Source organism: Mycobacterium sp. 852002-40037_SCH5390672 (assembly GCF_001665875.1).
Taxonomy (GTDB): domain Bacteria; phylum Actinomycetota; class Actinomycetes; order Mycobacteriales; family Mycobacteriaceae; genus Mycobacterium.
On the sequence record NZ_LZTA01000058.1, the window covers coordinates 1 to 24,513 of the forward strand.

General features: G+C 70.0%; 24 protein-coding genes. 12 read left to right on the forward strand and 12 right to left on the reverse strand.

Annotation, left to right across the window (positions count from 1 at the left end; translation table 11 throughout):
- On the reverse strand, window positions 1–283 hold a 283-nt coding region (locus A5782_RS09180; RefSeq protein WP_231986632.1), incomplete at its 3' end, for a diacylglycerol kinase family protein.
- Window positions 284–426: 143 nt separating this feature from the next.
- On the opposite strand from A5782_RS09180, the gene A5782_RS09185 reads away from it, so the two are divergent.
- Window positions 427–858 (forward strand): hypothetical protein, encoded by a 432-nt coding sequence (locus tag A5782_RS09185; RefSeq protein ID WP_067098288.1) that lies wholly within the window; start codon window positions 427–429, stop codon window positions 856–858.
- Here the strand turns inward: A5782_RS09185 and A5782_RS09190 are convergent.
- The 3 genes from A5782_RS09190 to A5782_RS09200 are packed head-to-tail and all read right to left on the reverse strand — an operon-like array spanning window position 810 to window position 2,973.
- Window positions 810–1,292 carry a GNAT family N-acetyltransferase gene (locus A5782_RS09190; protein ID WP_067098292.1) on the reverse strand — a complete coding sequence of 161 codons (483 nt, stop codon included), beginning with the start codon at window positions 1,290–1,292 and terminating at the stop codon, window positions 810–812. The two genes, A5782_RS09185 and A5782_RS09190, sit on opposite strands and share 49 nt — an antisense overlap.
- The gene (locus A5782_RS09195; protein ID WP_067098295.1) at window positions 1,289–2,386 is read right to left on the reverse strand and encodes an isochorismate synthase MenF; all 1,098 of its coding nucleotides are present in this window, start codon (window positions 2,384–2,386) and stop codon (window positions 1,289–1,291) included. The genes A5782_RS09190 and A5782_RS09195 overlap by 4 nt, the downstream gene beginning before the upstream one ends.
- Window positions 2,383–2,973 carry an acid phosphatase gene (locus tag A5782_RS09200; RefSeq protein ID WP_067098299.1) on the reverse strand — a complete coding sequence of 197 codons (591 nt, stop codon included), beginning with the start codon at window positions 2,971–2,973 and terminating at the stop codon, window positions 2,383–2,385. The genes A5782_RS09195 and A5782_RS09200 overlap by 4 nt, the downstream gene beginning before the upstream one ends.
- 132 nt (window positions 2,974–3,105) lie before the next feature.
- Here A5782_RS09200 and A5782_RS09205 point away from each other — a divergent pair, with 132 nt between their 5' ends.
- Window positions 3,106–3,906 (forward strand): ParA family protein, encoded by an 801-nt coding sequence (locus tag A5782_RS09205; RefSeq protein ID WP_082942850.1) that lies wholly within the window; start codon window positions 3,106–3,108, stop codon window positions 3,904–3,906.
- A 116-nt stretch (window positions 3,907–4,022) separates the two neighbouring features.
- Here A5782_RS09205 and A5782_RS09210 read toward each other — a convergent pair whose 3' ends face one another.
- Both A5782_RS09210 and A5782_RS09215 read right to left on the reverse strand, forming a co-directional pair.
- On the reverse strand, window positions 4,023–5,249 hold the full coding sequence (locus A5782_RS09210) for a hypothetical protein (RefSeq protein ID WP_067098307.1): 1,227 nt from the start codon (window positions 5,247–5,249) through the stop codon (window positions 4,023–4,025).
- A 16-nt stretch (window positions 5,250–5,265) separates the two neighbouring features.
- Window positions 5,266–6,816, reverse strand: coding sequence for a DEAD/DEAH box helicase (locus A5782_RS09215; protein WP_067098311.1), 1,551 nt, complete (start codon window positions 6,814–6,816; stop codon window positions 5,266–5,268).
- Window positions 6,817–7,096: 280 nt separating this feature from the next.
- Here A5782_RS09215 and A5782_RS09220 point away from each other — a divergent pair, with 280 nt between their 5' ends.
- Window positions 7,097–7,807 carry a ferritin-like fold-containing protein gene (locus A5782_RS09220; RefSeq protein WP_067098316.1) on the forward strand — a complete coding sequence of 237 codons (711 nt, stop codon included), beginning with the start codon at window positions 7,097–7,099 and terminating at the stop codon, window positions 7,805–7,807.
- A gap of 61 nt (window positions 7,808–7,868) precedes the next feature.
- Here A5782_RS09220 and A5782_RS09225 read toward each other — a convergent pair whose 3' ends face one another.
- Window positions 7,869–8,585: an MmpS family transport accessory protein gene (locus A5782_RS09225; protein WP_067098319.1), complete on the reverse strand. Its 717-nt coding sequence runs from the start codon at window positions 8,583–8,585 to the stop codon at window positions 7,869–7,871.
- Window positions 8,586–8,802: 217 nt separating this feature from the next.
- On the opposite strand from A5782_RS09225, the gene A5782_RS09230 reads away from it, so the two are divergent.
- Window positions 8,803–9,063 carry a DUF3107 domain-containing protein gene (locus A5782_RS09230; RefSeq protein ID WP_156623865.1) on the forward strand — a complete coding sequence of 87 codons (261 nt, stop codon included), beginning with the start codon at window positions 8,803–8,805 and terminating at the stop codon, window positions 9,061–9,063.
- Here A5782_RS09230 and A5782_RS09235 read toward each other — a convergent pair.
- The gene (locus A5782_RS09235) at window positions 9,060–9,743 is read right to left on the reverse strand and encodes a TetR/AcrR family transcriptional regulator (RefSeq protein ID WP_067098326.1); all 684 of its coding nucleotides are present in this window, start codon (window positions 9,741–9,743) and stop codon (window positions 9,060–9,062) included. The two genes, A5782_RS09230 and A5782_RS09235, sit on opposite strands and share 4 nt — an antisense overlap.
- A gap of 199 nt (window positions 9,744–9,942) precedes the next feature.
- On the opposite strand from A5782_RS09235, the gene A5782_RS09240 reads away from it, so the two are divergent.
- From A5782_RS09240 to A5782_RS09250, 3 genes are all read left to right on the forward strand, one after another.
- Entirely contained in the window at window positions 9,943–10,977 is a 1,035-nt protein-coding gene (locus A5782_RS09240) for a DUF3152 domain-containing protein (RefSeq protein WP_231986633.1), read from the forward strand.
- A 103-nt stretch (window positions 10,978–11,080) separates the two neighbouring features.
- Window positions 11,081–12,265: an adenylyltransferase/sulfurtransferase MoeZ gene (moeZ, locus tag A5782_RS09245; protein ID WP_067098329.1), complete on the forward strand. Its 1,185-nt coding sequence runs from the start codon at window positions 11,081–11,083 to the stop codon at window positions 12,263–12,265.
- Window positions 12,266–12,357: 92 nt separating this feature from the next.
- Complete coding sequence (locus A5782_RS09250) at window positions 12,358–13,212, forward strand: TIGR02569 family protein (protein WP_067098332.1); 855 nt, start codon at window positions 12,358–12,360, stop codon at window positions 13,210–13,212.
- Here A5782_RS09250 and A5782_RS09255 read toward each other — a convergent pair.
- The 3 genes from A5782_RS09255 to A5782_RS09265 are packed head-to-tail and all read right to left on the reverse strand — an operon-like array spanning window position 13,209 to window position 14,554.
- A complete protein-coding gene (locus A5782_RS09255) occupies window positions 13,209–13,517 on the reverse strand; it encodes an MGMT family protein (RefSeq protein ID WP_067098335.1) in 309 nt (102 codons plus the stop codon). The genes A5782_RS09250 and A5782_RS09255 overlap by 4 nt on opposite strands.
- On the reverse strand, window positions 13,505–14,305 hold the full coding sequence (locus A5782_RS09260) for an alpha/beta fold hydrolase (protein WP_067098338.1): 801 nt from the start codon (window positions 14,303–14,305) through the stop codon (window positions 13,505–13,507). The genes A5782_RS09255 and A5782_RS09260 overlap by 13 nt, the downstream gene beginning before the upstream one ends.
- A gap of 45 nt (window positions 14,306–14,350) precedes the next feature.
- Entirely contained in the window at window positions 14,351–14,554 is a 204-nt protein-coding gene (locus A5782_RS09265; RefSeq protein WP_067098398.1) for a hypothetical protein, read from the reverse strand.
- A gap of 111 nt (window positions 14,555–14,665) precedes the next feature.
- Here A5782_RS09265 and A5782_RS09270 point away from each other — a divergent pair, with 111 nt between their 5' ends.
- The 5 genes from A5782_RS09270 to nudC all read left to right on the forward strand — a co-directional run bounded on the left by A5782_RS09270 (window position 14,666) and on the right by nudC (window position 24,090).
- The gene (locus A5782_RS09270; protein ID WP_067098341.1) at window positions 14,666–15,508 is read left to right on the forward strand and encodes a DUF6159 family protein; all 843 of its coding nucleotides are present in this window, start codon (window positions 14,666–14,668) and stop codon (window positions 15,506–15,508) included.
- A gap of 34 nt (window positions 15,509–15,542) precedes the next feature.
- Window positions 15,543–18,680, forward strand: a complete 3,138-nt coding sequence (locus A5782_RS09275; RefSeq protein WP_067098344.1) for an ATP-dependent DNA helicase — start codon at window positions 15,543–15,545, stop codon at window positions 18,678–18,680.
- Window positions 18,677–21,994 carry an ATP-dependent DNA helicase gene (locus tag A5782_RS09280; protein ID WP_067098347.1) on the forward strand — a complete coding sequence of 1,106 codons (3,318 nt, stop codon included), beginning with the start codon at window positions 18,677–18,679 and terminating at the stop codon, window positions 21,992–21,994. Before A5782_RS09275 ends, A5782_RS09280 begins: the two co-directional genes overlap by 4 nt.
- Before the next feature lie 93 nt (window positions 21,995–22,087).
- On the forward strand, window positions 22,088–23,158 hold the full coding sequence (locus tag A5782_RS09285) for a TrkA family potassium uptake protein (RefSeq protein ID WP_067098350.1): 1,071 nt from the start codon (window positions 22,088–22,090) through the stop codon (window positions 23,156–23,158).
- The gene (gene nudC / locus A5782_RS09290) at window positions 23,158–24,090 is read left to right on the forward strand and encodes an NAD(+) diphosphatase (protein ID WP_067098354.1); all 933 of its coding nucleotides are present in this window, start codon (window positions 23,158–23,160) and stop codon (window positions 24,088–24,090) included. The genes A5782_RS09285 and nudC overlap by 1 nt, the downstream gene beginning before the upstream one ends.
- Window positions 24,091–24,096: 6 nt before the next feature.
- On the opposite strand, the gene mrx1 is transcribed toward nudC, so the two are convergent.
- Window positions 24,097–24,351: a mycoredoxin Mrx1 gene (gene mrx1 / locus A5782_RS09295; protein ID WP_067098358.1), complete on the reverse strand. Its 255-nt coding sequence runs from the start codon at window positions 24,349–24,351 to the stop codon at window positions 24,097–24,099.
- Between the last annotated feature and the right edge of the window lie 162 nt (window positions 24,352–24,513).

Here is a 24,513-nt window from a genome sequence, read left to right on the forward strand (position 1 = left end):
TCAGCGCACGCCCCGCGGCGATCACCCCGGCGCCGACCAGGACGAACCAGCCCGCCGTCGCCAGGCCGTTGACCACCCCGCTCACCGTGCCGTCACCGCCGTGCACGACCACCAGATCGACGCCGTCCGCCACGGCCTTCTGCGCGAGCTCGGTGCCATGACCGCGGTGGTTGGTGTGCTCGACACTGAGCTGCAGGCGGCTCTTGAGCGCGTGGGCCAGCAGGTCGCGCGCGGCCGGCGTGGTGGAAGTGGCTGTGGGGTTGACGATCAGCACGGCCCGCATGAGCCACGAGCTTAGGCGGTGCGATGTTGCGCGCCGCAGGGCGGCGGGAGGAGCAGCGCCGCAATCGGTCTAGGCGGGCGGGTCAAGGCGCCGCTGCGGGGAACCGCCGGGGCACGGGTGGCCGCCCTGACTACGCTGGCGCTGTGACGCCGCCAGCCGCCCCGACCCCCGTTCGCCGCGCCGGGCTGATCGTTGTGGCGCAGGGGATTGCGGCGTTGATCGTGGCGGTGGTGCTGGTGGTGCGCGGGATCGCGGGAGCCGACCAGCAGGTGGTCAACGGCCTGGCGACGGCGGGCTGGTTCGTCCTGGTCGGCGCCGGGGTGATCGCCGCGGGGCGTGCGCTGATGCTCGGCAAGCGTTGGGGTCGCGGGCTGGCCGTGATCACCCAGCTGCTGTTGCTGCCGGTGGCGTGGTATCTCGCCGCCGGGTCGCATCAGCCTGGCTTCGGGATTCCGGCGGGCGCGGTGGCGCTGATCGTGCTGGGATTGCTGTTCAGTCCCGCCGCGGTGCGTTGGGCCGCCGGCGATCACGGCGATTCGGCCAGCCCCGCCAACGGCGCCCCGGACAGCCGGTAGGTCGTCCATTCGTTTTGCGGCTCCCCGCCGATGCCGTCGTAGAGCGTGATGGCGTCGGCGTTCCAGTTCAGCACCGCCCAGGTCAGCCTCGTGTAGCCGCGCTGGAGGCATTCGGAGGCCAGTGTGGCCAGCAGCGCCCTGGCCAGCCCGCGCCGGCGAAACTCCGGCCGCACGAACAGGTCTTCCACATAGATCCCGGCCACGCCGTCCCAGGTGGAGAAGTTGACGAACCACAGGGCCATCGCCGCGATCTCGCCGTCCACCTCGGCGACGTGCCCGTACACCGTCGGCGAATCGCCGAAAAGTGCTGCCGCGATTTGTGTTTCGGTCACCGTGCACTGTTCGGCGGCATGTTCGAATTCGGCCAGCGCGTGGATCATGTCGGTGATCGCGGCGGCGTCTTGCCGCGACGCGGGACGGATGTGCCGGCTCATCGCCCGACTCCCAGCGCGTTGAGGATCGTGCCGAATTTCGTTGTCGTTTCCGCGACTTCCTCGTCGGGGTCGGACTCCGCGACGATACCGCCGCCGGCCCGCGCCAGTGCGCTGCGGCGGTCCGCCGACAGCTGCGCGCAACGCAGCGACACCACCCAGCGGCCGTCGCCGCGGGCGTCACACCAGCCCACCGCCCCGGCGTAGAACCCGCGGTCGCCCTCCAGGTCGGCGATCAGCCGCATCGCGGCCTTGGTCGGCACGCCGCCGACCGCCGGGGTGGGGTGCAGCGCTAAGGCCAAATCGATTGCGGTCGTTGATGTATCACGTAACCGGCCACTGATCGGCGTGCACAGATGCCAGACGGTGGCGGTCTTGCTCAGCTGCGGTTCGGGGGCGATCGACAGGTCGTCGCACAGCGGTTCCAGGGCGGCCCGGATGGTCTCGATGACCAGCTGATGCTCGTGACGGTTCTTGGCCGAGGCGGCCAGCATGGCGCCGTTGGCGGCGTCGGCGTCGGGGTCGGTGGCGCGCGGGGCCGAGCCGGCGAACGGCCGGCACTCGACACGGTCGCCGCGGCGCGCCACCAGAAGCTCGGGGCTGGCACCCACCAGCGCCGCACCCGCGTACTCGTCGCCGGCGGCGGTCAGATCGACCAGGTAGCCGTACGTGGCCGGGTCCGCGGTGATGAGCCGGCGCAGGATCACCCGCGCATCCAGCGGGGCGTCGGCTACCAGCCGCAAGGCGCGGGCCAGCACCACCTTGTGCAGCGGGTTGTCGGCCGCGGCGAGCTGCTCGCACGCCCGGCGGATCCGGTCCCGGTAATCGACCGGTGGGGGGACGGCTTCGGCCACCCGCACCGACGGCAGCCCGCCGGCCGGCCAGTCCGGTGGCACATCTGTGGCGTTCACCGTCTCGGGCGCCAGCAAGGCGGCCGGTCTGATGACGTCAAAAGGCAACGCGCCCAACACTATCGGAGCTTCACCCGAGCGCAACGCGGCCTGCGCGGCGCCCACGTCGCTGTAGCGACGCCGCACCCCGTCGGCAATCAGCGTTCGGCGCGGTCCGCACAGCGCGAAGGGCGGTTCGCCGCTCACTGCCCGGTCAATCCGAGCGCCCGCAGCTGCCGCACCCCGTGCTCGAACCCGCAGACCGCGATCGACGCGGTGATCATGCCGAAGCGGCTGCCCTCGACCAGCGGCAGTTCGACCCAGCGCGTGATCACGGCGCGGGAGAAGTGACCGTGGCTGACGAAGACCACGTCGCGCGACTCCATGTGATCCAGCGCCGTCGCGACGGCCGCGTCGGCGCGCTCACTCACCTGCGCGACGGTCTCACCGCCCGGGCAGCCGTGCGTCCACACCAGCCAATCGGGCACCGTCTCCTGGATCTGCGCCGTGGTCAGGCCCTCATAGGAGCCGTAGTCCCACTCCGCCAGCATCTCGGACACCTCGTCGATGGACAGCCCGGCCAGCTGCGCGGTGGTCAGGGAACGTTGCCGGGGGCTGCTGGCCACCAGCGGGTCAACGAGTTTGAGTTCAGCCAGTACCCCGCCGGCCAGTTTGGCCTGCGTTCGGCCGCCCTCGGTCAGTTCGACCTCGGTGCGGCCGGTGTGCTGGCCCGATTTCGACCACTCGGTCTCGCCGTGGCGCAGCAGTACCAGACGGTGATTGTGCAAGCCCATATCGGTTGATTCTGCCGGACGACTCGCGGTGGTTGCTCAGGCCGAAGCGCACGGCGGGCGAACATGCCAGGATGGCACTGTAAACCGCACGCGACGATGCAGTGGGGAGCTAGCGATGAGGTGGCGGCGCCGGTGAGTAAAACGCGGGTATTGGCGGTGGCCAACCAGAAGGGCGGAGTCGCCAAGACGACCACGGTCGCGTCGCTGGGCGCGGCGATGGTGGACCAAAAGAAGCGGGTGCTGCTGGTCGACCTCGACCCGCAGGGCTGCTTGACCTTCTCGCTGGGCCAAGACCCCGACAAGCTGCCGGTGTCCGTGCACGAGGTGCTGCTCGGCGACGTCGAACCCAACGCCGCGCTGGTCGAGACGGCGGAGGGAATGACGCTGCTGCCCTCCAACATTGACCTAGCCGGCGCCGAAGCGATGCTGCTGATGCGGGCCGGGCGCGAATACGCGCTCAAGCGCGCGCTGGCCAAACTCGGCGACATGTTCGACGTGGTGATCATCGACTGCCCGCCGTCGCTGGGCGTGCTGACGCTTAACGGGCTGACGGCCGCCGACGAGGTCATGGTGCCGTTGCAGTGCGAGACCCTGGCGCATCGCGGGGTCGGGCAGTTCCTGCGCACCGTCGCCGATGTCCAGCAGATCACCAACCCGGATCTGCGACTGCTCGGCGCCCTGCCGACGCTGTACGACTCGCGCACCACCCACACCCGCGACGTCCTGCTCGACGTCGCCGACCGGTACAACCTGCCGGTGCTTGCCCCGCCGATTCCGCGCACCGTGCGATTCGCCGAGGCCAGCGCCTCGGGCTCGTCGGTGATGGCGGGCCGCAAGAACAAGGGCGCGGTGGCCTACGGCGATCTGGCGGCGGCGTTGCTCAAGCACTGGAAGAGCGGCAAGCCGCTGCCGACGTTCGCCGTCGAGGTTTAGCGACGATCGCAAGCGCGGCGTAGGCCGGGCGCAGCGGGTCGTCGCCGTCGAGGTTTAGCGACGATCGCAAGCGCGGCGTAGGCCGGGCGCAGCGGGTCGTCGCTGTCGAGGTTTAGCTAGCCGAGCGCGACCAGGGTGTCGCCGCGCTGCTCGAGCACCCGGGATCCGGATACGGCCGGGTACACCGGTTTTCCGGGCGGCGGGGCGGTGGTCGACCGGTCCACCGGGATGTAGCGTTCGTTGGCGCCGCTGAGCGGGTCGTAGACCCCGATCGCGCCGGTGACCGGCACCAGCAGCCGGCCCGCCATCATCACCCCGGGCCCCAACGGCGCCGCGTTGTCCCCCGCGGCGATGGTGTAGCGCAGCGTCACCGTGTTCGCGTCGAACACCATCAGCGAATCGCCCGTCCACCAGGTGATCAGGCTGCCGGGGTGGGAGACCGTCGCCGAGCGCGACGGCGGCTTGGGCAGCGGGGTGCTCGACACGGTGGCGCCGGTTTCGTCGATCACATCCACGCGTGGCTGCGGCGCGGGCAGGTAGACCGCGGTGGTGTTCTCCGAGACGGCCAGCACCCGGGCGCCCGAACCCGGCGCGATCCCCGGTTCGGCCACGATGTGTTGCCCGGGTTCGTCGTCGTCCTTGCCGGGACGCAGCAGCACCAACCGCAGGTCGGCCTGATTCGCGCAGCTCTCCAGCACCGATACCGCCTGCGAGCTGGCCGCGGCCGAGATCAGCTTGCATCCGGAGTGCAGGCCGCGCGTCGACGGTTTCACCCGGGCATCCGTCTCGCCGTAGGTCAGCATCCGGACCATGTCCGAGCGCCACAGTTCCAGGTGGGTGTCGCCGACCGACAACACCGTCATGCCGTCGGAGGAGAGCCGCACCCGTGGATCGGCGTAGCCACTGCGGGCGGGCCCTCGGCGACCGGTGGAGCCGTCCAGGGTGCTCACCTGTCCGCAGCCGCGGTCGTCGCGATAGACCGCGACGGCATAGCGGTACAGCCAGGTGACTCCGCACAGGTCGGTGTCGCGCGCGTAGCTCCACCGGGATTGGCCCGTCTCGGGATCGCGCCCGTCGATCCGGCGGCCGGCGCCGGTGACGACGTCCCCGCCCGCCACCACCGGGGCGGTGGTGATCGGACTGGCGGCGCTCCACAGTTGCTTCAGGCCGGCCGGCACCTGCCGGGCCGGGGCCGGGTTGGGTGCGGGAGCGGCCGCGGGCCGGCTGGTGGTGGCCCGGGCGTCGCTGGTCCACCAGATCAACGCCGCGACCGCAGCGATGACGACCACGATCGCCGCCGCTGCGAGGATGTCGCCCTTGGTCCGGCGCTCGGGTCGCACCATGGGTCGGCGTGGGCTTTTAGTTGCTCTGCGTGGTGGCGGAGGCCGCTGAGGCGCCTTGCCCCTCCGCGGGCTTGCGACGCCGGCGACGGCGCCGGGTGGAGCCGGCGTTGCCCGGGGGCGAGGCGGCCGGTGTTTCCGCGGCGGCCTCGCCGTTGGTGCTCGCGGCCCCGTTGCCCGACGGGTGGGCGGCGACGGGCTGACCGCCACGGGTGCGCCGGCGGGTGCCGGAGCGGCGAGCGGGCCTCTCCGACCTCTGCTCGGGCTGCTTGCCGTCACGTTCGCTGCTGCGGCGCCGGCCTTGCGGCTTGCGGGCCGTACCCACCGTGCTCGCGGCCTCGGTGGGGATGCCCAGCTCGGCATGGAGGTGCGGGGAGTTGGAGTAGGTCTCGGCGGGCTCCGGGCAGTCCAGACCCAGCGCCTTGTCGATCATCGACCAGCGGGGTAGCTCGTCCCAGTCCACCAGGGTGACCGCGATACCGGTCTTGCCGGCGCGGCCGGTGCGGCCGATGCGGTGCACGTAGGCCTGCTCGTCCTCGGGGATCTGGTAGTTGATGACGTGGGTGATGTCATCGATGTCGATGCCGCGGGCGGCGACGTCGGTGGCAACCAGCACATCGACATCACCGGCACGAAAGGCCTTGAGCGCCTTCTCGCGCGCCGCCTGGCCGAGGTCGCCGTGCACGGCGCCCACCGCGAAACCGCGTTCGGCCAGCTCGTCGGCCACCTTCTGCGCGGTGCGCTTGGTGCGGGTGAAGATCATGGTGGCGCCGCGGCCATCGGCCTGCAGTACGCGGCTGACCAGCTCCACCTTGTCCAGGGCGTGGGCCCGGTAGACGTACTGAACGGTGGTGTCGTGGATGGCCGCCGAGTGCGGAGCTTCCGCGCGAATGTGGGTGGGCTGGTTCATGAAGGTGCGGGCCAGCGTGATGATCGGGTCCGGCATGGTCGCCGAGAACAGCATGGATTGCCGGTCCGTCGGGATTTGGCGCAGGATGCGCTCGATGTCGGGCAGGAAGCCCAGGTCGAGCATCTCGTCGGCCTCATCGAGCACCAGCACCGACAGCCCGCCCAGTTGCAGGTGGTTCTGTTGGCTCAGGTCGAGCAGCCGACCCGGCGTGCCCACCACGACGTCGGCGCCGGCGCGCAGCGCCTCGATCTGCGGCTCGTAGGGGCGCCCGCCGTAAATGGGAACCACCGACAGCCGCCGGCCGCCTTCGGCGGTCAGGTGCTTGGCCGCCAGCGTCAGGTCATCGGTGACCTGCAGGCATAGCTCGCGGGTGGGCACCACGATCAGCGCCCGCGGTGTGCCGTTGAGCGACCGCGTGGCGGTGCCGGCCGTGATGCGCTGCAGCAGCGGCACGCCGAAGGCGAAGGTCTTGCCCATACCGGTGCGGGCCTGGCCGATCAGATCGTCGCCGGCGAGCGCCATGGGCAGGGTCAATTCCTGGATGGCAAAAGGGCTTTCGATCCCTTTCTCGGCAAGCGCGCGCACGATTTCGTCGCGGACGCCGAGCTGGGCAAATGTTGGTTGGGGGGTCAGTTCAGTTGTGCTGGTGAGTGTGGTCATGCGTGGGTGAGTAGCCTCTCGGTGACATATCGGTTTGTGTCGGTATTTCTCTGTCGCGGTCACGCGCGCACGAGTTCCGACTCCGAATACGTCGCCGAGTCGCCGGCCCTGGCTCAGTCTGGGAGGGCCCAGTTAGGGCGGGCCAGCTGTGCACGCACATTTCGCCGATAGCGGCTTGAAAAAACAATTACGGCATAAATACAGCCGCCATCTGTCTCCATGATAGCTGGTCGACAGCTGGCTCCCATTTTGCGCTAAGTCAGCCGACTACAGTGTTGCCATGACCCGGCCCTCCAGCCAGCCCTCCGCTGCCGACCAAATCGACGATTCGCCCGCCCCGCGGCTGTCGGCTGATCACCCGGGTGTCAACGAGTTGTTCGCGGTCCTGGCCTACGGCGAGATCGCCGCGTTCTATCGGCTCACCGACGAGGCGCGGATGGCCCCTGACCTGCGCGGGCGGATATCGATGGCGAGCATGGCCGCCGCCGAGATGCAGCACTACGAGCAGCTGCGCGACGCGTTGGAAAGCCGTGGCGTCGTCGACGTGGTGGCGGCGATGTCCAGGTACGTCCCGACGCTGGAGAACTACCACCGGCTGACGATGCCCAGCACGTGGCTGGAGGCCTTGGTGAAGACCTATGTGGGTGATGCCCTGGCGGCCGATCTGTACCTGGAGATCGCCGACGGTCTGCCCGACGAGGTCGCCGACGTGGTGCGCGCGGCGCTGTCGGAAACCGGGCACTCGCAGTTCGTCGTCGCCGAGGTGCGCGCCGCGGTGACCTCCAGCGGTAAGCAGCGCAGCCGCCTGGCGCTGTGGTCACGCCGACTGTTCGGCGAAGCGATCACTCAGGCCCAGTACCTGCTGGCCGACCACGACGAGCTGGTCGACCTGGTGATGTCGGCGGCCGGCGGGCTGGGCCAGCTCAACGCCTTTTTCGACCGCATGCAGCAGACGCACGACCGGCGCATGCACGAGCTGGGCCTCAGCTGACGCTCAGCCGTGATCGCAAGCGCGGCGCAGCCCGGCGCGCAGCGGGTCACGGCCATCGGACTCAGCGCGCGCAGGTAGCCATGTTCGAGACGTTGGCCGAAGCGATAACCCGCTGACCGGCGGCGTTGAAGATCGAGCAGCTGAGCTGACCGTAGAAGCTGGTCGCAACCACCGATTCGGTCTGCACGCCGGGGTTCAGCACCACCATCTTCGACCACGGCAGCGACACGTTGAACTCGGTCTGCGGCACGCCCCGCGCGTCGGTGTAGACGATGTTCACCAGGTCCAGCAGCTGCTTGCTTCCGCTGACGCTGTAGACGACGGTGCGCGGGTTCAGCGCGGCCGTCGGCGGTGCCGCGGCGAGCGGCGGCGCGACGGTCGGCGCGGCGCCCGCCGGCGGTGCGATGGGCGCGGCGCTGGGGGTGGTGACCGTCGTGAACGTCTCGGCCGGTAACTGGGAGGGGCCCGGGGACGCGCTGGGCGGCACGGATGCCTTGGTCGTCGCGGGTGCCGAGGTCACCGGCTGGGGAGCCGGCGCGCCCAGCGTGGCCTTCGTCGACGCGCTGTCGCCGCTGTTGATGATGACGGCGGTGGCGATGGCACCCAGGGCCACCACCGCGCCCACGATCGCCGTGGCGGGGCGCCAGCGCGAGTCGGCCGGCCAGCCCGTCCAGTTGTAGTCGGCGTTCAGGTAGGGATCGGTATCGCAGGCGTTGTCGACGTCGTCGTCGGGGTAGTCCCGGATCCTGTCGTCAAGGTGCGGCAGTGTGGTACCCATGGTGCCGAAGTTAGCGATGTGAAAACACGGATCGGGTATCGCGCGGGTGTGTGAGACAACCTGCAAGCGAATCGTTATCGAGCTGCGACCGGGTTTCGCCGTCCGCGAAGTGGGGGGACGCGAGGAGGTGCGGGTCGGCGGCGTCCACTAGCCTGCTGCTGACAGGGCCGGGACTTCAATGCCTGCGCAAGACTGCAAACCCATGGAAGGGGTGACCGTGGAGGTCAAGATCGGTATCACGGATAGTCCGCGCGAGTTGGTCCTTGCCAGCACCCAGACGCCCGCCGAGGTCGAAGAACTGGTCAGCGCCGCACTGAGCGACGGGTCGGGTCTGCTGAGACTGAGCGACGAGCGGGGCCGCCGCTTTCTGATTCACGCCACCAGGATCGCCTACGTGGAGATCGGCGTCGCCGACGCGCGCCGGGTGGGCTTCGGGATCAGCGCCGAATCCGGCAAACACGCCGGCAAGGGGCGTTAAGAGCGGGTAAGCGGCACGTGTGACAGTCCGCCCCAGGCGAACTGGACGGTGCCGTCGACCGCGTCCGCCTTGGAAATCGGGCGGTCGGAGTCCAGCCAGTACCTGGCGCAGTCGACGCTGATTCCGACTAGACCGACCGCGATCATCCGGGCCCGGTGTGGGTCCAGCCCGGAATCCGCGCTGATCAGAGCGAAGACGGCGTCGATGCAGGATTCGGTGGCGACGCGCACCTGGGCGGCCACTTCGGGTTCGGTGACGTAGTCGTTCTCGAAGATCAGCCGGTAACCCTGGCTGTCATGCTCGATGAAATCGAAGAACGCCTGCACCGCGGAGTGCAACCGGCGCCGGTTGTCGGTGGTGGTGCTCAGGGCTTGCTGAACGCCCGAGACCAGGTTTTCCACGTGCCGCGCCAGCACCGCCAGATACAGCTCCAGCTTACTCGAAAAGTGTTGATACAGAACGGGTTTGCTGACTCCGGCGCGGTCGGCGATCTCGTCCATGCCTGCCGCGTGGTAGCCGCGGTCGACGAACACATCGCTGGCCACGATGAGCAATTGGCCGCGCCGCTCGTCGCGCGGCAACCGGTTGCCTCGCCGGTTGGAAACCGCGGCTCCGTCCGGCCGACCGCGGTCGGCCGATCTGACGGCGCGCCGCGCCGGTACCTTGGCGAGTTCGCTCATCGATTCCTCATCTGATTATTCGGCGGCCGGCCATCGGTAACCCGGGGCCAGCCGCTCGCAGCCCGTGCAAAAGACCTTACTACCCGCCCGGTCGATACGACCGTCATCGCCGTCGTCGCCGCAGGCAGAAGCGGTGTCGGACCGCGGATTCGGGCGCGCCACGGGCGGCGGCGGTGGCCCGCTGTGTAATCCTGGGGAAATGACGTCCCCGCGGCCACCGCGCAGCACTGGTCGCGTGCCGGTGTTACGCGACGAGTGGCGAGTGCCGCTGCGGGCGCTGCGCGACCCCCTGGCGCGGGAAGCCGGACGGGTCCGGGCGGACCGTGAGCGGCCGCGACAATGGCGCAAACAGACCTGGTTGGGCCGCTTCGTCTCGACCTACGGGTGGCGCGCGTACGCCCTGCCCGTCCTGGCGGTGCTGACCGCCGTGGTCATGTACCAGACGGTGACCGGCACCGGTGCGCCGAAGCCGACGGCCAGCCGGCCCATCCAGAGTCCGCCGGCGATCGGCGCGGTGGGCACCACGATCATCGACGCCCCGCCGCGCGGACTCGCCGCGTTCGACGCCAACCTGCCGGCCGGGACCCTGCCCGACGGCGGCCCGTTCACCGAAGCGGGCGACAAGACCTGGCACGTCGTGCCGGGCGCCACACCGCAGCTCGGTCAGGGCACCGCCAAGGTGTTCAAGTACACCGTCGAAGTGGAGAACGGCATCGACCCGACGATGTTCGGCGGCGACGACGCCTTCGCCCAGATGGTCGACCAGACGCTGGCCAATCCGAAGGGCTGGACGCATAACCCGCAGTTCGCGTTCATTCGGATCGACGGAACCAGCGGGGCCAAGCCCGACTTTCGGATCTCACTGGTATCGCCGGTGACCGTGCGAGAGGGGTGCGGCTACGAATTCCGGCTCGAGACCTCTTGCTACAACCCGGTATTCGGCGCCAACCGCGAGGCGCGGGTCTTCATCAACGAGGCGCGCTGGATACGGGGGGCCGTGCCGTTCGAAGGGGACGTCGGCTCCTACCGGCAGTACGTGATCAACCACGAGGTCGGCCACGCCATCGGATACGTGCACCACGAGGCCTGCGAGCAGCAGGGCGCCCTGGCGCCGGTGATGATGCAGCAGACGTTCTCGACGTCGAACAATGACGCCGCCCAGTTCGACCCCGACGTGGTCAAGGCCGACGGGAAGACCTGCCGGTTCAATCCCTGGCCGTACCCGATCGCCTAGCGGACCGTCGCCCGAGCGGCACCGTCTCGTTGCCGCGTCCCGCGTGGGCTGCTGTGATGGTTGTAGACGCTTACCGCTAGGCCAACCGAGGAGATGTTTCGCAGTGTCGACGTCGCTGCCGCCACTGGTGGCGCCCGCAGACCACCTGAGTGGCGATGAGGTGGCCCGCTACAGCCGTCACCTGATCATTCCCGGGCTGGGCCCCGACGGGCAGAAGCGGCTCAAGAATGCCCGGGTGCTGGTGATCGGTGCAGGCGGCCTTGGCGCGCCGACGCTGCTCTATCTGGCGGCGGCCGGCGTGGGCACCATCGGTGTCGTCGATTTCGACGTGGTCGACGAATCGAACCTGCAGCGCCAGATCATCCACGGGGTGGCCGACGTCGGCCGTTCCAAGGCCCGCTCGGCGCGCGACTCCATCGCCGCGATCAACCCGCTGGTCGACGTGCGGTTGCACGAGTTTCGCCTGGACTCCACCAACGCCGTCGAGTTGTTCGGCCTCTACCACCTGATCGTGGACGGCACCGACAACTTCGCGACCCGGTATCTGGCCAACGACGCGGCGGTGCTGGCGAAAAAGCCCTACGTGTGGGGATCGATCTACCGCTTCGAGGGCCAGGTCTCGGTGTGCTGGGAGGACGCCCCGGACGGACGCGGGCTCAACTATCGCGATCTCTACCCCGAGCCCCCGCCGGCCGGCTCCGTCCCGTCCTGCGCCGAGGGCGGCGTGTTGGGCATCGTCTGCGCCTCCATCGCCTCGGTGATGAGCACCGAAGTGATCAAACTCATCACCGGGATCGGCGATTCGCTGCTGGGCCGGTTGATGATCTACGACGCGCTGGAGATGACCTACCGCACCATCGCGATCCGCCGCGACCCCTCGGACGCGTCGAGGCCGGAGATCACCGGGCTGGTCGACTACGAGCGGTTGTGCGGCGTGCCGCCCGAGCCGTCGGCGCAGGACGCCGCGTCGGCCATCACCCCGCGCGAGCTGCGCGACTGGCTGGATTCCGGCAGGAAGCTGGCGCTGATCGACGTGCGTGAGCCCGTGGAGTTCGACATCGTGCACATCGACGGGGCGCAGTTGATCCCGCAGTCGTCGATCAATTCCGGGGAGGGGCTGGCAAAGCTGCCGCAGGATCGCCCGCCGGTGCTGTACTGCAAAACGGGGGTGCGTTCGGCCCAGGCGCTGGCGGTGTTGCGCAAGGCCGGATTCGCCGATGCGGTGCATTTGCAGGGCGGGATCGTGGCATGGGCGCAGCAGATGCAACCCGACATGATCATGTACTGACCCGCTGCGCCGCGTTTGTCCGGCGGCGACCCGCCGCGCCCGTCTTCGCCGCGCTGGCGATCGCCGCTGTTGGACTCGTTTAGAGTACCGGTGTGACAGTCGAGCCACCGCCGGATCATGTGCTGTCGGCGTTCGGCTTGGCCGGGGTAAAACCCGTCTATCTGGGTGCCAGCTGGGAGGGCGGCTGGCGGTGCGGCGAAGTCGTCTTGTCGTTGGTGGCCGAGAACGCGCGCGCGGCCTGGTCCGCCCGGGTCCGCGAGACCTTGTTCGTCGACGGCGTTCGGCTGGCCCGCCCGGTCCGTTCCACCGACGGGCGCTACGTCATTTCCGGGTGGCGGGCAGACACGTTCGTGGCCGGGACGCCGGAGCCGCGCCATGACGAAGTCGTCTCGGCGGCGGTGCGCCTGCATGAGGCGACGGGCAAACTGGAGCGTCCCCGCTTTCTGACCCAGGGGCCCACAGCGCCGTGGGGCGACGTCGACATCTTCATCGCCGCCGATCGCGCGGCGTGGGAGGAACGGCCCTTGGCATCGGTGCCGCCGGGTGCTCGGGTCGCCCCTGCGACAGCGGACGCCCAGCGGTCGGTGGAGCTGCTCCACCAGCTCGCCACCTTGCGCAAGCCGACCAAGAGTCCCAACCAGCTGGTCCACGGAGACCTTTACGGCACAGTGCTTTTCGTCGGTACCGCGGCGCCCGGAATCACCGATATCACCCCGTACTGGCGGCCCGCGTCCTGGGCGGCCGGTGTGGTCGTCATCGACGCGCTGTCCTGGGGAGAGGCCGACGACGGCCTGATCGAGCGCTGGAACGCCCTGCCGGAATGGCCACAGATGTTGTTGCGGGCGTTGATTTTTCGGCTCGCGGTTCACGCGCTGCACCCGCGGTCCACCGCCGAGGCGTTCCCCGGCCTGGCCCGCACCGCGGCGCTGGTCCGGCTGGTGCTCTAGCGTCGGTCTCCAAACGCGAAACGGACCTCGCGCAGCGCGATTTTGCCGTCAGTCGCCAGGACGCCTTCGGCGCGCAACAACTCCAGCTGCCTTGTGCTCAGGTGTCGCGCCGGGCGTCCGGAGGCGGTGATCACCCGGTGCCAGGGCAGGTCCGAGGAGTCGGTCCGCATAATCCAGCCCACGATGCGCGGGCTGGAAAGCCCTGCGACCGCGGCGATGTCGCCGTAAGTGGCGACCCGGCCGGACGGGATCGCGGCGACCAGCGCACGCACCCGCTCGACCTGCTCGTCGGTCACCGACGCCACGGTCGGCGGCCTTCCAGCAGCTCGCGGGTCAACGCGGCGACTTCGTCGGGCTTGGCGTAGGGCACCATGTGGTTGCAGTCGAAATCCAGCAGCCGGAAATCTGATCCCAACCGATCGGCAAGGCTCGTGGTGAGTTTGTCGGTGACATAGGGTGGGGTGGTCCGCTTGGCTCGCACCAGGACGGTCGGGGTCTTCGCCGGCGGCAGCACGGTGTCGCGGGCCAACTCGCTCCAGTACGACATCATCGCCGGCAGGCTGACCCGCCAGCCGTAGCGCCCGCCCGGCAGCGTGATCAGATGCTCGTCGATCTCGGCGTCCAGCAGGGCGGGTTCGACATCGGACCACGAGCCGTGCACCTTTTCCAGGCGCGCTTGCGCGGCGTCCGGATAGTCGGGCGAGGACAGCATCGCCTCGGCGATCTCGCGCATCCACGCGCCGTCTAACCCGACCGCCGGGTCGAGCAGCAGCAGTCCCGCCACCTGATTCGGGCGGACCGCGGCCAGATGCATCGCCAGCCCGCCGCCAAACGAGTGACCCACGATCACCACCGGAGTGTCGGGCTGCTCGTCGAGCAGCGCGGCCAGCGCCGCCACATTGGCGTCGATGGTCCACGGCGCCGCCCACGAAGACCTGCCATGGCCAACCAGATCCGGTGCGGCCATGCCGATCCCGGGCAGAAAGCCGGACAGATGCTGCCAGCGCTGGCCGTGGCCGGTCAACCCGTGCAACGCCAGGATCTGCACCGGACCGGACGGGCCGTAGCGGTGCACGTGCAACTTCGCGGTCACCCGTCGATGGTGCCAGTCGCCACTGCCGCGGGCCGCGGGCGGTCCTTAGCGATCGTCATCCCGATCGTCCTCGGTGGAGACGACGTAGGCCTGCTCGATCACGTCGGCCTCGTTGGCTTCCCGGTCCCCGGCGGCCACGTAATCGGTGTCCAGGCCGGTCTCGTCGTCGGAATCGGCCGGCTGCAGTTGTTCCACCGCGTCGCCTTCGGGCGCCTCGTCGATGGGAAAGCCGCGTTCGTCATCCTTCATGGCCTTGCATCCCTCCTCCCGTTCTTCGGTCGCCTCCAGGGTAAGAGCCAACGGCGACGTGGCCGGGTACGCTGACCGCTCGATCACGTCGACGACCCAACGGGAGCGACAATGGGCAGAATCAGGCGCGGTTGGGCGCTTGCGGGGCAGAGCTGGAACGTGCTGAAGAAGGATCGCTCGCTCGTCCTTTTCCCGGTGCTGTCCACCCTCTTCGCCGTCCTCGCCGCGATCGCGATCTGGGCGCCGACGCTGCTTGTGCGCGGCGTGTTCGGCGGCCATCAGGTGGACAGCCACGACCCGGTGTACTACATCGCGGGCCTGGCCACGGCGTACGTCTCGACGTTCATCGCCATTTTCTTCAATGTGGCGTTGGCCGCCTGCGCGGCGCGCTCGATGCGCGGCGAGAACACCCGCGTCGCCGAGGGGATTCACGCGGCGGCGCGCCGGATCGTGCCGATCCTGGGGTGGACAGTGGTGGCGACCACGGTCGGGCTGGTCCTCAAAGCGCTCGAGGAGCGCCTACCGACCTTGGGCAGGCTCGTGGCGGACCTCGTGGGCGTGGCGTGGGCCGTCGCAACGTTTTTCGTCATACCGGTGATAGCGCTCGAAGGCACGGGGCCGTTCCGGTCACTGCGCCGCTCGGTGGACACCATCAAGGTGCGCTGGGGTGAGAGCGCCGCCGGGGCGGCCAGCATCGGGGTGGTGACGTTTCTTCTCACCCTGGTGATCGTGGTGGGGGGAGTGGTCGGCGGCATAGCGCTGATCGCGGCTCGTCTGGCGCCACTGGGCCTCGCCCTGCTGGCCGCTACCTTCGCGTTCGCCGTTGTCGTCTCGTTCATTTCGACCGCGCTCAGTCAGATCTTCCGTGTCGCGGTGTACCAATACGCGGTCACCGGCGAGACGGTCGGCGGGTTCGACCAGCGGCTGCTGCAGGCCGCGTTCGCACCGCGCTAGTGAATTTGTCGGACCCCCGTGGTGTCATGCCGTCATGGCCTACACGTGGGATGCCGCAGCGCGCACCGTCCTAGACCCGGGCGCGCGTGGTCAGCTGCGTATTCTCGGTGGGCCCGGCACCGGCAAGAGCAGCCTGCTGATCGATGCCGCGGTCGCCCAGATCGACGGCGGGGTCGATCCGGAATCGGTTCTGCTGCTTACCGGTTCCGGCAGGATCGGCATGGCCGAGCGCAGCGCCCTGACGACGGCGTTGCTGCGCTCGCGGTCCACCGAGTCGGGCCGGGCCGCCATCAGCGAGCCGTTGGTGCGGACCGTGCACGGCTACGCGTACGCGGTGTTGCGGCGCGCCGCCGAGCGCGCCGGCGAGGCGCCGCCACGGCTGGTCACCAGTGCCGAACAGGACGCCATCATCCGGGAACTGCTGGCCGGAGACCTTGAAGACGGACCGCGCGCGGCGACGGCGTGGCCGGCCGAGTTACGCCCGGCGCTGAGCACCGCGGGCTTCGCCACCGAACTCCGAAACCTGTTGGCGCGCTGCGCCGAACGCGGTGTCGATCCGCAGGAACTGGAGCGGCTGGGACGTCGTTGCCGGAAGCCCGAATGGAGCGCCGCCGGTCAATTCGCGCGCCAGTACGAACAGGTGATGTTGCTGCGGGCGGCGGTGGGCACGGCCGCGCCGGAGGCGACCACCCCCGCGCTGGGTGCCGCCGAATTGGTCGGCGCCGCACTGGAAGTGTTCGCCGTCGACCCCGACCTGCTGTCGGCCGAACGCGGCCGGATCCGCGTGTTGTTGATCGACGACGCCCAGCAACTCGACCCGCAGGCGGCACGCCTGGTTCGGGTGCTCGCGGCGGGTGCCGAGCTGGCGCTGATCGCCGGGGACCCCAACCAGGCGGTGTTCGGCTTCCGTGGCGGCGAACCCGCCGGGTTGCTCGGCGGCGACGCGCCCTCGGTGACGCTGACGACGTCGCATCGCTGTGCTCCGGCGCTGGCGCGCGCGATCAGCGGTATCGCCGGCCGGTTACCCGGTGGCGGCAGCGGCCGGCGGATCGACGGCGCCGGGGCGGGGCGGGGATCGGTCACGGTGCGTCTGGCAGCGTCGGCGCACGTCGAGGCGGCGATCATCGCCGACGCGCTGCGACGCGCGCACCTGGTCGACGGTGTGCCCTGGTCGCAGATGGCGGTCATCGTCCGGTCGGTGCCGCGGGCGGCCGCGCGCTTGCCGCGCGCCTTGGCCGCCGCCGGAGTCCCGGTGGCCGCACCCCCCGTGCCCGGTCCGTTGTCCGAACAACCGGCGGCGCGGGCGTTACTCACCGTGCTGCTGGCCACCGCCGATGGGCTCGACGGGCGGCAGGCGCTGGCGCTGCTGACCGGCCCCATCGGCCGTGTCGATCCGGTGTCGCTGCGGCAGCTGCGCCGAACACTGCAGCGCGCCAACTCCGATCGCCCGACCGGAGATTTCTCCGAGCTGTTGGTCGAGGCGCTGTCCGCCGACGCGGTGCCGCCGGGCCCGCGGTTCGCCCCGCTGCGCAAGGTCCGCGCGGTGCTGGATGCCGCGGCGCGCTCGCACAGCGCCGGTGAAGACCCGCGCTACACCTTGTGGGCCGCCTGGCACCGGTCCGGCCTGCAGCGCCGCTGGCTGTCGGCCAGTGAGCGCGGCGGCCCCGCCGCGGCCCAGGCCACCCGGGACCTCGAGTCGGTGACCGCGTTGTTCGACATCGCCGACGACTATGTGTCGCGTACCTCGGGTGCGTCGCTACGCGGTCTGGCCGAGCACATCGTCGCGCTGGCGCTGCCGAGCGTCACCCCGGAGCCGGTCACCGCGGCCGAACAGGTCACGGTGCTCAGCGCGCATGCCGCGCTGGGGCACGAATGGGATTTCGTGGTCATCGCCGGATTGCAAGATGGGTTGTGGCCCAACACCGTTCCGCGTGGTGGCGTGCTGGGTACCCAGCGGCTGGTGGACGTGCTGGACGGGATCAGCGCGGACGCCTCGGTGCGGGCGCCGCTGCTGGCCGAGGAGCGCAGGCTGTTGGTGGCGGCGATGGGCCGGGCCCGGCGCCGTTTGCTGGTGACGGCCGTCGACAGTGACACCGGTGGGGCGGGCCACGAGGCCGCGCTGCCGTCGGTGTTCTTCGGCGAAATCGCGCAATGGGCCGACGAAGACGTCGATAGCGCCGGCGTGCAACCGGTCTCGGCGCCGCGGGTGCTGTCGGCGGCCGCGCTGGTGGGCCGACTGCGTGGCGTGGTGTGCGCCCCCGCCGGGGCGGTGGACGAGCCCACCCGCGACTGCGCGGCAACACAATTGGCCCGGCTGGCCAAGGCGGGCGTGCCCGGTGCCGACCCGGCCGGATGGCACGGCCTGACCCCGATCAGCAGCACTGAACCGCTGCGGGGCAGTGGCGATGTCGTCACCTTGACGCCCTCGACCATGCAGACCCTCAACGACTGCCCGCTGCGTTGGCTCGCCGAGCGGCACGGCGGATCGAACCCGCGCGATGTCCGCTCGGCGATCGGGTCGGTGGTGCACGCCTTGATCGCCGAACCGCACCGGAGCGAATCGGAACTGCTGGCCGAGCTGGACCGCGCCTGGAAGCATCTGCCCTTTGCGGCGCAATGGCATTCGGCCAACGAGCTCGCCCGCCACCGCGCCATGCTGGAGGCGTTCATCGAGTGGCGAGCACAGAGCCGGGGGGCACTGACCGAGGTCGGCGTTGAGGTCGAGATCGACGGGACCGTGGCCACCGCGGGCGGCGGCGAGGTCCGGCTGCGCGGCCGGGTTGACCGGCTGGAACGCGATGCCGCCGGCCGGCTGGTGATCGTCGACATCAAAACGGGCAAGACACCGGTCAGCAAGGACGATGCGCAACAGCACGCCCAGCTGGCCATGTATCAGCTGGCGGTGGCCGAGGGACTGTTCGCCGATGGGACCGACAATGTCGAGCCCGGCGGTGCGCGGCTGGTCTACCTCGGCAAGGCCGGGGCGTCCGGAGTGGCCGAACGCGAACAGGATCCGCTGACCGCGGGCGCCGGCGGCGAATGGCGAGAGGTCATCGCCCGAGCGGCCGACGCGACGTCGGGCCCACAGTTCATCGCCCGGCGCAACGACGGCTGCACACACTGCCCCATCCGGTCGAACTGCCCGGCCCACACCGACGGGTCGCAGCGGTGACCCCGCCGCGGACGCGCTACAGCCCAGCCGAATTGGCCGAGGCGCTAGGGCTTTTCCCGCCGACCGACGAGCAGGCCGCCGTGATCGCCGCGCCTCCGGGGCCACTGGTGGTCATCGCCGGAGCCGGCGCCGGCAAAACCGAAACCATGGCCGCGCGGGTGGTGTGGCTGATCGCCAACGGCTACGCCGAACCCGGTCAGGTGTTGGGATTGACGTTCACCCGCAAGGCCGCCGGCCAGCTGCTGCGCCGGGTCCGCTCCCGGCTTGCCCGGCTGGCCGGCGTCGGTCTCGGCGTGCCCAGCACCGCCGGTGACGCGCCCGTCGACACCGAGGGCGCGCCGATGGTCAGCACCTACCACGCCTTCGCGGGCTCGCTGCTACGCGACTACGGGCTATTGCTGCCCGTCGAGCCCGACACCCGGCTGCTCAGCGAAACCGAGCTGTGGCAGCTGGCTTTCGACGTGGTGAACGGGTATCCCGGGGAACTGCGGACCGACAAGACACCGGCGGCCGTCACCTCGATGGTGCTTCGGCTGTGGGGGCAGCTGGCCGAACACCTGGTGGACACCGGCCAACTGCGCGACACCCACGTGGAGCTCGAGCGGCTGATCCACTCCCTGCCCGCGGGTCCCTACCAACGGGACCGCGGGCCCAGCCAATGGCTGTTGCGGCTGCTGGCCACCCAGACCGAGCGCGCCGAACTGGTGCCATTGCTCGACGCGCTCAACGAACGCATGCGCACCACGAAGGTGATGGACTTCGGGATGCAGATGGCCTCGGCGGCCAGACTGGCGGCGACATTCCCGCAAGTCGGCGAGGAGCTACGCGGGCGTTATCGGGTGGTACTGCTCGACGAGTATCAGGACACCGGCCACGCCCAACGCATCGCGCTCTCAGCATTATTCGGTGGCGGAGTCGACGACGGGCTGGCGCTCACGGCCGTCGGCGACCCCATTCAGTCGATCTACGGCTGGCGGGGTGCTTCGGCCACCAACCTGCCCCGGTTCACCACCGATTTCCCCCGATCCGACGGCACCCCCGCGCCGATGTGCGAGTTGCGGACCAGCTGGCGCAATCCGCCACGGACTTTGCGGGTGGCCAACGCGGTGTCGGCCCAGGCGCGGCGGCGATCGGTGGCCGTGCACGCACTGCGCCCGCGCCCGGATGCCCCGCCCGGCACCGTCCGCTGTGCATTGCTGCCCGATGTGACGGTTGAGCGCGAGTGGATCGCCGACCAGCTCGACGCGCAGTATCGGCGGGCCCACGACGAGGGTGTCAGTCCGCCGACGGCCGCGGTGCTGGTGCGTCGCAACGCCGATGCCGCGCCCATCGCCGACGCGCTGCGCGCCCGCGGAATCCCCGTCGAGGTGGTCGGGCTGGCCGGGCTGCTGGCCATCCCGGAGGTCGCCGAGGTGGTGGCCATGCTGCGGTTGGTCGCCGATCCGACGGCCGGCGCCGCGGCGATGCGGGTGCTCACGGGCTCACGCTGGCGCCTCGGTGCCCGCGACCTGGCCGCGCTGTGGCAGCGTGCGCGTGCGCTCGGCGGGGTGGTGCAGCCCGGCGAAGCGTCCTCGCCCGAGTCGATCGCGAGTGCCGCAGACCCCGACGCCGACTCCGTGTGCCTGGCCGACGCGATCGCCGATCCCGGTGCGGCCGGGGCGTATTCGGCTGCGGGATATCAGCGCATCACCGCGCTGGCCGCCGAACTGAGCGCCCTGCGCGCCCACCTCGGCCATCCGCTCGGCGACCTGGTCGCCGAGGTACGCCGTGTGCTGGGCATCGACTGCGAAGTCCGGGCCGCGGCGGGGGTCGGGGCCGGCTGGTCCGGCACCGAACACCTGGATGCGTTCGCCGACGTCGTCGCCGGCTACGCCGAGCGCACCGACGCCGCAGCCGGACCGCCGGACGGATCGGCGGCCACGTCGGTGACCGGCCTGCTGGCATTTTTGGACGTGGCCGAGTCTGTCGAGAACGGCTTGGCGCCGGCACCATTGGCGGTCGCCCGCGACCGCGTCCAAGTGCTCACCGTGCACTCCGCGAAGGGGCTGGAATGGCAAGTGGTGGCGGTGGCCCACCTGTGCGGCGGCACGTTTCCGTCGACGGCATCGAAGAGCACCTGGCTCACCGACGCCGCGGAGCTGCCGCCGCTATTGCGCGGCGACCGCGCGGCCGCGGGCGCGCTGGGCATCCCGGTAATGGACACCTCGGATGTCACCAACCGAAAGCAGCTGTCTGACAAGATCTCCGAGCATCGCCGCCAGCTTGAGCAGCGGCGCATCGACGAGGAGCGCCGGCTGTTGTATGTGGCGATCACCCGGGCCGAGGACACCCTGCTGCTATCCGGGCACCATTGGGGGGCCGTCGGCGTCAAGCCGCGCGGCCCGTCGGATTTTCTGTGCGAGATCAAGGCCGTCATCGACGATTCGGTCGCGGCCGGCGATCCCTGCGGAACGGTGGAACAATGGGCGCCGCCACCCGCCGACGGCGATCGAAACCCGCTCCGCGACAACGTCGTGGAAGCGGTGTGGCCGCCCGACCCGTTGTCCGATCGGCGCAACGACGTCGAGCACGGTGCGGCGCTGGTGACGCAGGCGCTGCTGGCCGACTCGACCGAGACGTGCGTGGACGTCGAGGGCTGGGCCGCCGACGTCGACGCACTTCTGGCTGAGCGCGCCCGGTTGGTGCAGCCGACGCCCCGCGCCCTGCCCGGCCAGCTGTCGGTCAGCTCGCTGGTCGGCCTGGCGCGTGACCCGGTGGGCACGGCGCAGCGGTTGCGGCATCGGCTGCCGTCACGTCCCGAACCGCATGCGTTGCTGGGCAATGCGTTTCACGCGTGGGTCCAGAAATTCTACGGCGCCGAGGGTCTGTTCGATCTCGGCGACCTGCCGGGCGCGGCGGATTCCGACGTCGGCGACACCGCCGAGCTAGCCGCATTGCAGACCGCCTTCACCGAATCGCCTTGGGCCGCAAGAACCCCCGTCGCCGTGGAGGTGCCGTTCGAAATGCCGATCGGCGACACCTTGGTGCGCGGGCGCATCGACGCGGTCTTCGCGGACGCCGATGGCGGTGCCACCGTTGTCGACTGGAAAACCGGTGAACCTCCGCACGGGCCGGAAGCGATGCGCCAGGCCGCCGTCCAGCTCGCGGTGTACCGCTTGGCCTGGGCGGCGTTGGCCGGCGTTCCGGAATCCTCGGTGCGCACCGCCTTTTATTACGTGCGCGCCCGCACCACCGTGACCCCCGACGAACTGCCGAGCGACGCCGAGGTCGCGGACCTGCTGTCGGATCCAGCCGGTGCCCGCCTCCGCGTGTGACCTGCGCCGCCCGAGTATTGGGGAAGCTGTGGCCGTGGTTACATAAGACCCGTGCGTGTCTCGTGCGAGAAGTCAAGCCGATGACGGACCGCCGTGGGCAACGGTAGGGCCCGAAAGCTGAGCGGTCTGGACGAAACCCTGACTGCTCAGCGCGGTCACCAGCTGATCGGCGTGGTGCACATCCCCGAAGACCATGCGAGTCCCATCCGCGTCATCACCCGTCGTCTGGCCATCGCGCTGGTGGTGCTGCTCGCCGCGGCCGTCATCGTCTACTTGGATCGCAACGGTTACCGCGACGTGCGCAACCAACCGCTGACATTCCTGGACTGTGTGTACTTCTCCGCGGTCTCCCTGTCGACGACCGGCTACGGCGACATCACGCCGTACACCGAAACCGCGCGCCTGGTGCACACCCTGATCTTCACCGCGCTGCGGATCGCGTTCCTGGCCGTGTTGGTCGGCACCACGCTCGAAGTGCTCTCCGAGCGGTCTCGCCAAGGGTGGAAGATTCAGCGTTGGAGGAGCAAAGTGCGCAACCACACCATCGTGATCGGCTACGGCACCAAGGGGAAAACGGCGGTCGCCGCCATCCTCGGTGACGAGACCGCCCAGGGCGAGGTCGTCGTCGTCGACACCGATCGCAGCACCCTCGAGCACGCCGAGAGCGCCGGTCTGGTCACCCTGCACGGCGACGCCACGAAAGCCGATGTGCTGCGGCTGGCCGGGGCCCAGCACGCGGCGTCCATCATCGTGGCCGCCAGCCGGGACGACACCGCGGTGCTGGTGACGTTGACGGCGCGCGAAATCGCGCCCAATGCCAAGATCGTCGCCTCGATCCGGGAGACCGAGAATCAGCACCTGCTGCGGCAGTCGGGCGCGAACTCGGTGGTGGTCTCCTCGGCCACCGCCGGCCGGCTCCTCGGGCTGGCCACCACCACGCCCAGCGTCGTGGAGATGATCGAAGATCTGCTGACTCCCGACGTCGGGCTGGCCATCGCCGAGCGTGAGGTGGAGCAGACCGAAGTCGGCGGATCGCCGCGGCACCTGCGCGACATCGTGCTCGGCGTGGTGCGCGACGGCCACCTGCTGCGCATCGGCGCACCCGAAGTGGATGCCATCGAGGCCAACGACCGATTGCTCTACATCCGAAACGCCGACCACTGATGGCAATCGCAGACTTTCAGCTGCGCAGCATCCCGTTGTTGTCGCGCGTCGGCGCCGACCGCGCCGATCAGTTGCGCAGCGACGTCGAAGCGGCCACCGCCGGCTGGGCGGACGCGGCGCTGCTGCGGGTGGATTCGCGCAATCAGGTGCTGGCCGCCAACGGCCGGGTGGTGCTTGGCGCCGCGGCCGACGTGGCCGACAAGCCGCCCTCGGAGGCGGTGTTTCTGGGGCGCCTCGAGGATGGCCGCCACGTGTGGGGCATCCGCGGCGCGCTGCAGGCTCCCGACGACCCCGACGCGCACGCCGAGGTGGTGAACGTGCGCAGCCTCGGGCCGATCTTCGACGACACCAGCAGCCAGCTGGTATCCGCGGCCGTCGCGCTGCTGAATTGGCACGAAAAGGCTCGCTTCAGCTCCGTGGACGGTTCGCCGACGAGACCGGCCCGGGCGGGCTGGTCACGCGTCAACCCGGTGACCGGTCACGAGGAGTTCCCGCGTATCGACCCGGCCGTGATCTGCCTGATCCACGACGGCGGTGACCGCGCGGTGCTGGCCCGCCAGGCGGTGTGGCCGGAGCGGATGTTCTCGCTACTGGCCGGATTCGTCGAGGCCGGTGAATCTTTCGAGGTGTGCGTCGCTCGGGAGATCCGCGAGGAGATCGGGCTGACAGTCAGCGACGTGCGATACCTGGGCAGTCAGCCGTGGCCGTTCCCGCGCTCGCTGATGGTCGGCTTCCACGCCGTCGGCGACCCGGCCGAGGAATTCTCGTTCAACGACGGCGAGATCGCCGAGGCGGCCTGGTTCACCCGCGACGAGGTGCGCGACGCGCTGGCGGCGGGGGACTGGACCAGCTCGTCGGAGTCGAATCTGCTGCTGCCCGGGTCGATTTCGATCGCCCGCGTGATCATCGAATCCTGGGCTGCGATCGACTGACCGGACCTAGCTGACGGCCTCGGCCAGCTTCGCCTTCACCTGGGCCGCGCTCGGATTGGTCAGCGTCGACCCGTCGGCGAACTTCACCGTCGGAACGGTCCTGTTGCCGCCGTTGACCGAGCTGACGAAATCAGCGGCCGCCGCGTCGTGCTCGATGTCGACCGCCTCGTAGGGAATTCCGTTGGACTTGAGCACCGTCATGAGCCGATGGCAGTAACCACACCACGAGGTGGTGTAGACGGTGAGCGGGGCAGAGGTCATAGCTGGTTAACGTAGCCCGGCGACGAAGCGTTCCGCGCAGCGGGATGTGCAGGAGCGGGCGATGGGGTGGAGCCCGGCGACGATGCGTTCCGCGCAGCGGGATGCGCCGACTCGCGGGGGCGACACGCCAGCCCACCCATCAAGGCGTGGCGATGCATCACG

What these genes read in the sequence shown, in the direction of transcription:
- A5782_RS09190 (WP_067098292.1), bottom strand. Translation starts at nt 1,292, where the DNA reads ATGAGCCGGCACATCCGTCCCGCGTCGCGGCAAGACGCCGCCGCGATC.
- A5782_RS09200 (WP_067098299.1), bottom strand. Translation starts at nt 2,973, where the DNA reads ATGGGCTTGCACAATCACCGTCTGGTACTGCTGCGCCACGGCGAGACC.
- A5782_RS09210 (WP_067098307.1), bottom strand. Translation starts at nt 5,249, where the DNA reads ATGGTGCGACCCGAGCGCCGGACCAAGGGCGACATCCTCGCAGCGGCG.
- A5782_RS09215 (WP_067098311.1), bottom strand. Translation starts at nt 6,816, where the DNA reads ATGACCACACTCACCAGCACAACTGAACTGACCCCCCAACCAACATTT.
- A5782_RS09220 (WP_067098316.1), top strand. Translation starts at nt 7,097, where the DNA reads ATGACCCGGCCCTCCAGCCAGCCCTCCGCTGCCGACCAAATCGACGAT.
- A5782_RS09225 (WP_067098319.1), bottom strand. Translation starts at nt 8,585, where the DNA reads ATGGGTACCACACTGCCGCACCTTGACGACAGGATCCGGGACTACCCC.
- A5782_RS09235 (WP_067098326.1), bottom strand. Translation starts at nt 9,743, where the DNA reads ATGAGCGAACTCGCCAAGGTACCGGCGCGGCGCGCCGTCAGATCGGCC.
- A5782_RS09240 (WP_231986633.1), top strand. Translation starts at nt 9,943, where the DNA reads ATGACGTCCCCGCGGCCACCGCGCAGCACTGGTCGCGTGCCGGTGTTA.
- A5782_RS09265 (WP_067098398.1), bottom strand. Translation starts at nt 14,554, where the DNA reads ATGAAGGATGACGAACGCGGCTTTCCCATCGACGAGGCGCCCGAAGGC.
- A5782_RS09270 (WP_067098341.1), top strand. Translation starts at nt 14,666, where the DNA reads ATGGGCAGAATCAGGCGCGGTTGGGCGCTTGCGGGGCAGAGCTGGAAC.
- A5782_RS09275 (WP_067098344.1), top strand. Translation starts at nt 15,543, where the DNA reads ATGGCCTACACGTGGGATGCCGCAGCGCGCACCGTCCTAGACCCGGGC.
- nudC (WP_067098354.1), top strand. Translation starts at nt 23,158, where the DNA reads ATGGCAATCGCAGACTTTCAGCTGCGCAGCATCCCGTTGTTGTCGCGC.
- mrx1 (WP_067098358.1), bottom strand. Translation starts at nt 24,351, where the DNA reads ATGACCTCTGCCCCGCTCACCGTCTACACCACCTCGTGGTGTGGTTAC.